General features: G+C 46.9%; 9 protein-coding genes and 2 pseudogenes. 7 read left to right on the top strand and 4 right to left on the bottom strand.

What is annotated here, in order from left to right; genetic code table 11:
* Positions 1 to 351: 351 nt before the first annotated feature.
* The 4 genes and pseudogenes from NC994_RS22840 to NC994_RS22825 form a co-directional block, all read left to right on the top strand.
* A pseudogene (locus NC994_RS22840) lies at positions 352 to 477 on the top strand (nicotinate-nucleotide diphosphorylase (carboxylating)); the annotation flags it as partial.
* A gap of 648 nt (positions 478 to 1125) precedes the next feature.
* Positions 1126 to 2412, top strand: coding sequence for a DEAD/DEAH box helicase (locus tag NC994_RS22835; protein WP_190434724.1), 1287 nt, complete (start codon positions 1126 to 1128; stop codon positions 2410 to 2412).
* A gap of 224 nt (positions 2413 to 2636) precedes the next feature.
* On the top strand, positions 2637 to 3272 hold the full coding sequence (locus NC994_RS22830; RefSeq protein ID WP_190434737.1) for a Uma2 family endonuclease: 636 nt from the start codon (positions 2637 to 2639) through the stop codon (positions 3270 to 3272).
* Between the two features lie 35 nt (positions 3273 to 3307).
* A pseudogene (locus tag NC994_RS22825) lies at positions 3308 to 3548 on the top strand (nucleotidyltransferase family protein); the annotation flags it as partial.
* A 127-nt stretch (positions 3549 to 3675) separates the two neighbouring features.
* On the opposite strand, the gene NC994_RS22820 reads toward NC994_RS22825, so the two are convergent.
* Together NC994_RS22820 and NC994_RS22815 are read right to left on the bottom strand one after the other, a co-directional pair.
* Positions 3676 to 4518: a hypothetical protein gene (locus NC994_RS22820; protein ID WP_190434721.1), complete on the bottom strand. Its 843-nt coding sequence runs from the start codon at positions 4516 to 4518 to the stop codon at positions 3676 to 3678.
* Positions 4519 to 4535: 17 nt separating this feature from the next.
* A complete protein-coding gene (locus tag NC994_RS22815; RefSeq protein WP_190666179.1) occupies positions 4536 to 5831 on the bottom strand; it encodes a DNA cytosine methyltransferase in 1296 nt (431 codons plus the stop codon).
* 186 nt (positions 5832 to 6017) lie between these two features.
* Here NC994_RS22815 and NC994_RS22810 point away from each other — a divergent pair, with 186 nt between their 5' ends.
* A complete protein-coding gene (locus NC994_RS22810; protein ID WP_190434717.1) occupies positions 6018 to 6632 on the top strand; it encodes a PAP/fibrillin family protein in 615 nt (204 codons plus the stop codon).
* Between the two features lie 80 nt (positions 6633 to 6712).
* On the opposite strand, the gene NC994_RS22805 is transcribed toward NC994_RS22810, so the two are convergent.
* Positions 6713 to 7495, bottom strand: coding sequence for an intradiol ring-cleavage dioxygenase (locus tag NC994_RS22805; RefSeq protein ID WP_190434714.1), 783 nt, complete (start codon positions 7493 to 7495; stop codon positions 6713 to 6715).
* A gap of 291 nt (positions 7496 to 7786) precedes the next feature.
* Positions 7787 to 8389: a hypothetical protein gene (locus tag NC994_RS22800; RefSeq protein WP_190434712.1), complete on the bottom strand. Its 603-nt coding sequence runs from the start codon at positions 8387 to 8389 to the stop codon at positions 7787 to 7789.
* A 379-nt stretch (positions 8390 to 8768) separates the two neighbouring features.
* Between NC994_RS22800 and NC994_RS22795 the strand changes: the two genes are divergently transcribed.
* Complete coding sequence (locus tag NC994_RS22795) at positions 8769 to 9572, top strand: SDR family NAD(P)-dependent oxidoreductase (protein WP_190434708.1); 804 nt, start codon at positions 8769 to 8771, stop codon at positions 9570 to 9572.
* A 142-nt stretch (positions 9573 to 9714) separates the two neighbouring features.
* Positions 9715 to 10575 carry an MBL fold metallo-hydrolase gene (locus tag NC994_RS22790; RefSeq protein WP_190434705.1) on the top strand — a complete coding sequence of 287 codons (861 nt, stop codon included), beginning with the start codon at positions 9715 to 9717 and terminating at the stop codon, positions 10573 to 10575.
* Positions 10576 to 10782 lie beyond the last annotated feature (207 nt).

The raw sequence follows: 10782 nt of genomic DNA, 5'->3' as shown, positions 1-10782 counted from the left end.
TTGTGTTTACTTGGCTTTCAAACTATTATTTTTTCTAGGTTCGGTGCGCTTCGGTGTCGCTTCACTTTCGCTTGCTCTCCCGACCGCTTTATTAATGTAGCAACCACGAACCGCTTCTGTCAACTGTTTTGAAAAACTTTTTTGGAAAACTCTCAAAATCCCCAGCCGAGCAGCTTTTGGGCTAAGTTGGTTGGGCAAGCTTTTAGAAAAATTAGGGGAAAACTGAAGTGGTGATTAGGGGAAAACTGAAGTGGTGAGTCCCAGAGCTGTTCTACCTCCCTTGATCGTATTAGACCCGATGTTACGCAGCTGGTTGTTGGAGGATGTCGGTCGCGGCGATCGCTCGAGTCAAAGTACGCGATGCAGATGGGAGGAGCGATGAACCACCGGATGGAACTAGATGATGCTGTAATGATTAAGGATAATCACATTGCTGTAGCTGGAGAAATTGGCGAGGCGATCGCTCGTATCCGTAGCTAGATGGTGAATAAAGTGGCGACCTTGACTGACCTCCACTTTGATATTGGATCTTCCTGGCTACTCAATCGTTAGAAAAAGCGGCTTTTTTTGATGAGCGACCGGCGCATTACTAAGGAGGGGCTAGTTCTGAATTAAGGCTCAAGAACACCGCCGCTAAGAACTGAACGGAGGAAGTGTTGAGCTGATTGCAAGCCCTGACTCATTATGAAGTGCAATCGTGGTACCCAAATGATGCAAACTCAACAAACCCACACGTAGTTCTCAAAGTAAGCGTTTTGATAGCAAAAGTAGCAGATTAAGAAGTAGCAGATGAAGACAATGCGGGGGAAAGCCACGGATGAATAAGAGTTTCTGCTTTAACCCTGTTGACCGCACTGTACGGCGACTTGAGTAAAATTGTCAAAATTGAACAAACTCCCAAGAAGCGGGAGAGCATTGTGAAGAGCTTAGCTTACCCCATCCTTCTTCAGATCTTTTGTCCGAATGTCTGTTAGGATGAGTTTCTGCCAGTACATTCCGGTCTGTTGCTGGCGCATTGGAAAAAAGCTCATTTAAGCCATCCAACTGAACCACAAATTTCCTGCTCTTAGACTGGCCCCAGGCACTTGATTTGGGATAGGGGCATTACTAGGAGCGATCGCATCCATGACATTTCGTAACCTCGGTCTTTCAACGGACCTGCTTCGTGCTGTGGCTGACTCTGGCTATACTGAGCCAACCCCCATTCAGCAGCAAGCAATTCCCGCCATCCTGAAAGGGCAAGACATTTTCGCTAGCGCCCAAACTGGAACGGGCAAGACTGCTGGCTTTACCCTGCCTTTACTGCAACTCCTGGGTACTGCCAACGCCAACCAGGTGCATCGCAGACCTCGTGCCCTCATCCTCACCCCTACGCGCGAACTGGCAGATCAGGTCAAAGATAGCGTCAAAACTTATGGAAAATACCTGTCGCTGCGAGCAGCAGCGATCTATGGCGGCGTGGGAATTAAGCCGCAAGTTCAAACGCTGCATCGGGGAGTTGATATTGTAGTCGCTACGCCCGGTCGCTTGCTCGACCACGTTGGGCAAAAGACGGTCGATCTCTCGAAGATAGAGATACTGGTGCTGGATGAATGCGATCGCATGTTAGATATGGGCTTCATCCGCGACATCCGCAAAATTTTGGCAGTGCTACCTGCATCGAGGCAAACGCTGATGTTTTCTGCCACCTTCTCTAAACCGATTCAGCAGCTTGCCAGCACCCTACTAAAGTCTCCGACCCAGATCGAAGTAGCTCCCCGGAATACCGCCGCACAGCAGGTAGAGCAGGTGGTTCATCCGGTCGATCGCAATCGCAAGCGAGAACTGCTTTCTCATATGATCGGGTTCCACAATTGGCAACAAGTGCTAGTCTTCACCCGGACGAAACACGGAGCCAACCGTCTAGCTGAGCAACTTGCTCAAGATGGGCTGAAAAGCACTGCAATTCATGGCAACAAAAGTCAGGCAGCCCGTACCCGTGCTTTGCAAGACTTTAAGCAAGGAAAAGTGCGAGTATTAGTTGCCACCGATGTAGCATCACGGGGTCTAGATATCGATCAGCTCCCCCACGTAGTCAACTTTGAACTCCCTAACGTACCAGAAGACTATGTGCATCGCATTGGTCGCACAGGTCGCGCTGGTAACGAAGGAAGAGCGGTTTCCCTCGTCAGCGAAGATGAATACCCATTCCTCAAAGACATCGAACGATTGCTCAATCAAACCCTTGTGAAAGACGTGATTCCAGGCTACGAGCCAACTGCCCCAGTCCGGAAAGTGGTAGACCAAGCGAAAGGTCAGCGCGCAAATCAAGGGCGCAGTAACCGAGCAAAGTCCCAGGCACCATCCGCACCTACCCGCAGCAAAAAGCCCAGCGCACCAGGACGCACTCGAAAAAGTCTGCACACTGCTTAAATTTCTGGCGATTGCCGCCTAGTTAAGGCGAGATACCCGGCTTTTTTAAAAAGTTGGGTATTTTTGTTAAGGGCTGACAATGTGGTTGGCAAGGGGTGCGGTGCGAAATATAGGTTTGCGATCGCTATTTGGCAATCGCTGTCAGTTAGTCATCAATGATAATTATGGGTGAATGGGGAGTTACGGTTGAAGAAGCTACCCCAGCAATCGATGGAAGAACACCAATGACCGTTACCATTCCCATTCGTGCCATTGAACTCACTCCCGGTAGCATGATTAGCATTCATAACTTGTCTTGGCAGGACTTTGAACAGATTCTTACGGAACTGGGAGAAAAGCGCAGCACCCGCATTGCATACTACCAAGGAACGCTGGAAATCATGTCCCCTTTGGCATTGCACGAACGCCCCCATCGCATCATTGCTGATATTGTCAAAGCTATCTTAGATGCTCAAGGGCGGGACTGGGAAGATTTTGGCTCAACTACTCTGAAGCAACCAGAAATTGCCGGAGTCGAACCCGATACTTGCTTTTACATCCAGAATGCCAGTCGTGTCCGGGGTTGCACCAATATGGATCTAGCGGTTTACCCGCCCCCGGATCTCGCCATTGAGTCTGATGTCACTTCAAAGACTACCTTGAACGCCTACGAAGCGCTGCCCGTTCCGGAAGTGTGGATCTATCGCGATCGCCAACTCAAGATTTACATCCTACAAAACGGTGACTATGCCGAATCATCCGTCAGTTCTATTTTTCCCGATCTTCCCATGACGCAAATGATTCCCCAACTGGTGCAAAAAGCCATTGATGAGGGAACCAGTTGGATGCTGCGCGAACTTAAAATACAACTGAGTCAATAACTGGAAAGATTGGAACAAAACTAGACAAGCAAAACATGGATAGTTCCACTCGCCTCCAGAAGATTTTAGTTGATTCGCCGGTTGGTGTTGTGTTACCGGCGATCGCGCTTTTGAATCTCCCCGGCTGGTGGTTAGCTGGCGGTGCAGTACGAAATACAGTTTGGCGAGCATTTTCAATAACTCACTGCCAAAGCTGTCCTCACAGCCCAGTTTTCTAACTACAAGTTCGATGTTAAAAATCAAGCCAGTTTTGCACGTTGGCGTCCCGGTCACAGAGTTCTAGCAACACTGAGTTTTGTAGCGTTTTTAATGATGTCTGCCAAGTCAAAGAACTTCTTTGGAAAGGCGTTGAATTTCCAGAGGGCAATCGGTTGGCATCCACTTCCCTACCCAAGTTTACACCTCATTCATTTTCAAAATCTATTTCTATTTGCTCTGCTGTTACACTATTGTCATCTTCACTAGCTAATTCAACAGTTGGTTCGTTCATTCTTTCGTCAAGGTGTTTAGCAAATACTTCTATAAAACGTTGAAGTTCTGCTCGATTTGGCATTACGTTTCCCTCTCCCCCCTCCCCCAGTAAAAAAAATTTCTTACCAGCTTGAGATGCTTCAACAATTGTTAAATCCATTTCTTTTCTAAGAGCTACTTGAACAGACAAGCAGTGTGGATTCCCTTTATTCATTAATTGACCTCGACCTAACCAGTCAAAAAATTCAGATTGGGAAATCCTAATTTTTGAATTAATTGTAACAAGTGGTAATACTGTTTGATTTCTTTTTAACTTATAAAAAGGCTGCTTCGGCCAAGCTTCATCAGAAACTTTTATCTTTCCATCCTCTATTAAATAACCGACTGCCAGATCTGAGCGCTCAGAAGGGGTTTTAAAGGAGACTTCTCCCCTTTCCCAAATTGGATAAGTACCAAAAGGAATACGAACCTCAGTAAAAACATCTAATTGGGGGTAAAATTCACATAGCTTAATTACCAAGTTAATTAAGTAATCTTGCATAAGAACAGCCGTTAAGTTTCGTGATAAGTTTTGGTTAATATCAAATTTTTGCTTATTTTCACGATCCCCTAGCCAATTATATGTTCCAATAAATGTCTCTAAACCATCTATCGGGTTGGAACCTTTAAAAACGTCATAAACTAACTGAGTTTCTTCAAAAATATCAGCTAGATTTTTTGTAATCTCAGAATTACTACTTCTAAAATCTTCAATATATTGATAGAAGAATTTCATTTTTTAGATACAAAAAACTAAAAAGGTAAGGACAATTGATCTGCAAGACAGGGGTTTGAATCTATATTAAAATTGATTTTTTTAGATAAACTATCTTCTATTTCATTTTGGTTGCAGCTTTGTTTTAGAGCTTTTAATAATTTATTACCTATCGCTTTTGCAAGAAGTGGGGGAACAGCGTTTCCTACTTGAGAATACTGAGGAAGTTCAGAATTACGTTTTTTATTACCTTTCCCTCCACCACCAGAAGATCTTGGGCCTAAAAATTCAAAAGTATCATCAAATGATTGAAGACGAGCCATCTCTCGAACAGTAAGAATTCTATGTTGCTCATAATGGACAAAATCATCGGGTAACGTAACAACAGTAAAAGAAGGCAAATCTGGATGCAGCCGTACACACCACTTTTTTGAAGTATGTAAATGTTCCTCCCAAAGAGCTTTTGGAATAGAATCTAAGCCTTTTCCGGGTTCAATCATTGCAAATCTTGCAATAACTTCAGGCGTATGTCTTGCGGCCTCATGATTTTTTAGCTCATTGTCTATGCGCTGTATTCCTAATTTTGAAAATAATCTGCCGCGTCTACTATCTTCTTGATATTTATGATTAGGAAAATAAGAATTGTTATAACTTTCAGCCGTTTCCCAGGTTCTCAAGAAAGCTAAGTCTCCTATTGCTTCTTTTACAGTAATAGGTGGCTTGTAGTAGTCTGAATTTATATCTTTTATTGGAGGCATATCTTCTCTATGACCAATAAAAAGAATACGTTCTCGTAACTGGGGTACTCCAAAATCAGCGGCATTGACTTGTATAGGCCCGTTTACACCATACCGAACAGGTCTAAGGCTCAAAACTTCATCACGAATTCGTTGAACAGTTTTTCCTCCATACATAGTCGCTAATCCACGTACATTCTCCATAACGAAATATTTAGGTTTGAGAGATTGAATAATCCTCAAGTATGCGAGAAATAGATTGTTGCGAGGATCTTTTTCATCTCTTTTCCCAAAGACAGAGAATCCTTGACAAGGCGGTCCTCCTATTACTACATCAACAGTAGGTTTGCCACTATGTTTAATAACAACATTTAGTAAATTTTCGACAAAGGATATAGAACTAATATCCTCTACCAGGAAAGCATAGTTTATGCCCAACTGTTTTGAAAATCTATTTTCATGAGTTAGACAAGCATTTTGATGAAAATCACTTGCAGCAATTAATTGAAAACGACTTCTATCATTACCAGCGAGCAGTAGTCCCTCTGTAAAACCTCCTGCTCCTGCAAATAAATCTATAAATGTGTACTCAGTCATATATGTTTTCAGATTGATGTTAAAATCTAGCCTGTCGCTCTCTAAGATGTAGTTGTGAAGAATATCATAGCCCTTTAATGCTCGGATAATGCTGCCAATTCGCATTTTCCCGAAACGGTAGCCATATCAACCTTTAAATGCTCTGATGTATGCTTTCCTCAAAGCCAGGAAGTGGAGCATCAAGACATGATAGAGGATGACGCAACGAGATTTGCCTTACAAACTAAACTCTTGCAACGAGTAGAAGCGTTAGGGCTACAGCAAGCTCTATTTCCATCTGATAGAGAGCCAATCAATGAAATTGTGCAACAGCTAGAAAGTATCAATCCCATTCCACAGCCACTCCACACCGACTATCTCCCTTCTTTACTCGGTAACTGGCAATTGGTGTACGCCTCAAAAGGAACGGTTGTTACTCGTCAACTTGCATCAATTCCAGATTTTGGGGGAACAATAAACATCAAACGGGTGTGGCAAAGGTTGGTTGCAGGCGGTACGAGAAAAATTTCTGCCTGTAACGGCGCTTTTCTTGACTTACCCCTGTTGGGAGAATGGCGGTTACAGGCTGACGGCGTTTGGACTTGGGGCGCGGATGAGAAGAAAGCTAAAGTGACTTTTGATAGTTTTTCGATGCAAGCAACAAAGCTTTTTGGCATGGAAAGCTGGAGTTTTCCTGAACTGAAAATCCCAGTATTGGAATTCCTCGGGAATGAGGCAGAGTGGACAACCTCTTATTTAGACGAAGAAATTAGGGTAGGACGAGGTGCAACAGGCAATCTGTTTGTGTTTCGTCGTGAGTGAGTTAGGCGTTTTGGGCGATCGCATTCTATCAACTCTGCAATTATGGAGAATGCGATCGCTCACAAGTAAAATCCGATAGTTCAAGTCATCTGAAGCCCAATATCGAAGGTTCCCACGTAGCCTTGTGCCTCTTGGGTAAGCTGGAGCATCAGTTGATCGCCTCCATCTTGAAAGATGCCGTCTCCATCGTTCCTCTGGGTGCGCTGTCCCTTAGCCGCATAGGGAGGCTGCGCGTGGACTCGATCCGTGAGGGCATCGTCGAAGTAAAGCTGCGAAGTAAACTCAGAACCTCGCCCGGATGCAGAATCGGTGCGAATCTTGAAGTGAATGTGAACCGTTCTGCCTGGATACCAACCAGGGTAAATCGTTACGAACTCAACGGTTCCATTTGCATCCGTCACCTGATTGCCACGCAGGAACTTCTGCCCTTGCGTATCCCCGTTGAAGTCCCGAACATCCGAATAAACGCCCAGTGCGTCACAGTGCCAAATGTCTACTGTTGCACCCCTTAGAGGCGTACAGGATCTTCCATCAATCCCAGAGACACGAAACACCAAATGCAACGGGACTCCTGGCTTCACCGAACCATCAGAGGGATCTGAGCGGATATCAGAGCGGTTAAGCTTCTCATCCACGAAATATGGCCCTTCCGTCTGTTGGGGTTTTACCACGCAAGTCGGAGTCTGCGCGATCGCTATCGGAGTCGGTGTCTGAGTTGATGAACTTATCGGTTTTGCTGAGATAGACTCTCCGCGCCAGCATCCCACAAGCGATACTGCCGCTGTTCCCCCTAGGAAGCCAAGCACCTCTCGTCGCTTCATCATGGAGATAAGGGGAATTCTTTTCAGATGGTCTTTTTTCATTTCATCGGCTCCAAATAGAATTATCGCAATTTACCTAGGCGGTTGAAACCGCGTCTACCAAAACCCGGATGGTGCGTGGGTTCCAAAATCTTTGATTTGTCTTAAGCATTCTCAACTGGGCAGTTGAAACCGCGTCTACACAGACAAAACCCGCCTGTGCGGGTTTCAAAATCTTTGATTTGTCTTAAGTCGGCGCAGCCGGACTTGGTTTGTTTAGCCGCGATTTCTGATCGCCAGGGCTTATTGAAAATTTGGTCGTATCTACGAAAGGGTCGCTAAATTGATTCAAGCTTATTGCTGAGGAGGACGATCTTCCTGTCGTTGATTGCCATCTTGAGGTGGACGGGGCGGAACTCCCAGCGCATTTACCAGTTGCTCTTCCGTCACGCCGAGTTTTGCCGCCGCCGCCTTAAAATCGGGTCGGGGTGGGCGTTGTCCCGGTTCGGGCGGTGTAGTTGGTGGGTTTGCAGGTACTCCCAGTGCTGCCTTCAAATTGGCTTCTGACACACCCAGCTTCTGCGCTGCGGCTGCAAAATCGGGACGGGGCGGACGGGGCGGAACTCCCAACGCATTTACCAATTGTTGTTCGGTAATGCCGAGTTTTGCCGCCGCTGCTTTAAAGTCGGGACGAGGCGGGCGCTGTCCTGGTGTAGGATTCGCTGGCACTCCCAGTGCTTCTTTCAACTTAGCTTCTGAAATGCCCAATTTCTGAGCCGCAGCGGCAAAATCTGGTCCTCGTCTGCGTCCCTGTCCCTGCTGTTGTTGATTGGGCTGGGATGAGTTTTGGGCTTGTCGGTTGGGCGATTGAGCCGTTGCCTGATTAAGAGTCACACATCCAAACGTTCCAACTAGAACAGGAATCGCGATCGCTGCCAGCAGTCGGCGGGTATTCATCACAAGCTTTCTCCTTCGGTTGAATCTCGAAACGTGTCTATAAATTCAATTAAGCTCAACCAAAATTACAGCTTGCCCTTCGTCTAAATTACAGTTTTGTAATCTGAGCTAGTGAAGGCGAGATCCCCGACTTTTTAGAAAAGTCGGGGATCTGAACCGCAGGCGAAGCTCTGCGAGCGCGCTAGCGCTATCGCGTGAACTCCGCAAAAGTAACCTCAAACACACAACAGCCATACTTCCTTGGAAAGACGCGATCGCACAGATGTCTTCCTAGGATGAGTAAGAGTTGCGATCGCATTCGCGCAGACTGTCTCGCGAAAAAGAAGCACAATCCACAGCTTTCCTAGCGTGGAGAAGTCCTACAGGAGTTTAAATGGTTATGAATAGTTCGTCGAACCGACCTCTGGCTGTCGTGACAGGTGCCTCCAAGGGCATCGGTTACGAGCTTGCCAAACAGTTCGCCCAAAACGGCTTTGATCTCCTTGTCACAGCCACCGGATCGAGTATCGATGAAGCCGCTCAAACCTTTGAGGGACTGGGTGCCAAGGTCGAGACGGTACAGGCTGATCTTGCTACTTATGACGGTGTTGAGACACTCTACAACCAAATTAAGGCGACTGGCAGATCGGTAGAGGCGATCGCGATAAATGCAGGGGTCGGTGTCGGCGGTGATTTCGCCCGCGAGACTGATCTGAAGGACGAGCTGAATCTCATCAACCTGAACGTCGTTTCATCTGTGCATCTCGCCAAACGGGTAGTGAAAGATATGGTCGAGCGCGGCAAGGGTCGAATCCTCTTCACTTCGTCAATTGCTGCCATCATGCCAGGGCCATTTGAAGCAGTCTACGCGGCTTCCAAAGCATTTGTACACTCCTTCTCGGAAGCGTTACGCAACGAGTTAAAGGATACAGGCGTCACTGTTACCTCACTCATGCCTGGGCCAACCGATACCAACTTCTTCCATCGTGCCGGAATGGACGACACCACGGTGGGTACAAAACAGAACGATGACCCGGCTGAAGTCGCCAAACAGGGTTTCGATGCCTTAATGGCAGGCAAGGATCACATCATCGCTGGTTCGCTCCTGACGAAGATTCAGGGCAATGTAAGCAAGGTTTTGCCTGATACCCTCAAGGCTGAACTGCATCGTCAGATGACTGAGTCTGAATCACCTAACAAGTAACGCACGCAGTACCTTCCTGATCATCTGTTGTATATAAAGGTGTTTTGGCAGGCATTCTCTACCGACCGGAGCAAATGCAAGCGTTGAATGAGGTGCAGACATCAATACCCGTAGGCAAAAAGTAGTTTAAAGCAGAACATTTATGCACATTCATCATCTCAATTGTGGCTGTATGTGTCCGGTCGGTGGGGCGCTCTTCGATGGCTTCAGTCGCGGTCTAACGGCTCGTCTCGTCTGTCACTGTCTGCTCATCGAGACAAACCAGGGACTCGTTCTAATCGATACTGGCTTCGGCCTGCGCGATGTTAACTCGCCTTACGCGCGACTCAGTCCCTTCTTTATTCATTTCAATGGTATCCAGTTCGATCGCAAGTACACGGCGATCGCTCAGGTCGAGCAACTAGGATTTTCCGCACGGGACGTGCGCCATATCGTGCTTACCCACCTCGATTTCGATCATGCTGGTGGGCTGGAAGATTTCCCTGAAGCAACCGTACACGTAATGCAGACTGAAATTGACGCAGCGCGGGATCGACACGGCTTCATTACCAAAGGGCGCTATCGTCCAGAGCAGTGGGACGAGGTAAAACGCTGGAAGTTCTATTCGCCAGGGGGCGAACCCTGGTTCGGCTTCCAGGCTGTCCGCGATCTTGAGGGACTACCGCCAGAGATTCTCCTCATTCCACTTGCGGGTCACACACGGGGTCATGCTGGCATTGCCATCCAGACAGGAGATAGTTGGCTCCTGAATGCAGGCGATGCCTACTTTTACCGACACGAGATGGACTCCTCCGAACCACGTTGCACGCCGGGAATGCGTTTCTACCAATGGATGATGGAGGTGGATCGCGAGGCGAGGCTCCACAATCAAGATCGGCTACGTGCATTATCGCGCGATCGCAATAACGACGTGCGCCTCTTCTGTAGTCACGATGCGATCGAGTTCAAAGCGTTCGCCGACCAGTCCAGCGACCCTCAGAACTTGAAAATTCATCATTCATGAAGTCTGCGTCAATCAGATTGATTGAAGAAGCAGGAATTAAGAGCGATCGCGGCGAACAACAGGAGACTATGCTCAGTTAGTCCCCGATTTGATGTTTGAGGTCAAGTCCAAAACTGACTTCTTATTTAAGCTGCGTCAGAAGTCTCAGGAATCTCTAGCTCTATGAACGCAGGTTAGGGTTTTAGTTGACTTGCGATTGGTTTATAT

Source organism: Trichocoleus sp. AS-A1 (genome assembly GCF_039962015.1).
GTDB lineage: Bacteria > Cyanobacteriota > Cyanobacteriia > Cyanobacteriales > FACHB-T130 > FACHB-T130.
The sequence above is the reverse complement of the archived record's forward strand: the minus strand, read 5'-3'. Positions and strand labels throughout refer to the sequence as shown.

Bases quoted from the DNA above. Each gene is read 5' to 3' on its own strand.
- NC994_RS22835 (WP_190434724.1), top strand. From the start codon at position 1,126: ATGACATTTCGTAACCTCGGTCTTTCAACGGACCTGCTTCGTGCTGTG.
- NC994_RS22795 (WP_190434708.1), top strand. From the start codon at position 8,769: ATGAATAGTTCGTCGAACCGACCTCTGGCTGTCGTGACAGGTGCCTCC.
- NC994_RS22830 (WP_190434737.1), top strand. From the start codon at position 2,637: ATGACCGTTACCATTCCCATTCGTGCCATTGAACTCACTCCCGGTAGC.
- NC994_RS22805 (WP_190434714.1), bottom strand. From the start codon at position 7,495: ATGAAAAAAGACCATCTGAAAAGAATTCCCCTTATCTCCATGATGAAG.
- NC994_RS22820 (WP_190434721.1), bottom strand. From the start codon at position 4,518: ATGAAATTCTTCTATCAATATATTGAAGATTTTAGAAGTAGTAATTCT.
- NC994_RS22800 (WP_190434712.1), bottom strand. From the start codon at position 8,389: ATGAATACCCGCCGACTGCTGGCAGCGATCGCGATTCCTGTTCTAGTT.
- NC994_RS22815 (WP_190666179.1), bottom strand. From the start codon at position 5,831: ATGACTGAGTACACATTTATAGATTTATTTGCAGGAGCAGGAGGTTTT.
- NC994_RS22810 (WP_190434717.1), top strand. From the start codon at position 6,018: ATGATAGAGGATGACGCAACGAGATTTGCCTTACAAACTAAACTCTTG.
- NC994_RS22790 (WP_190434705.1), top strand. From the start codon at position 9,715: ATGCACATTCATCATCTCAATTGTGGCTGTATGTGTCCGGTCGGTGGG.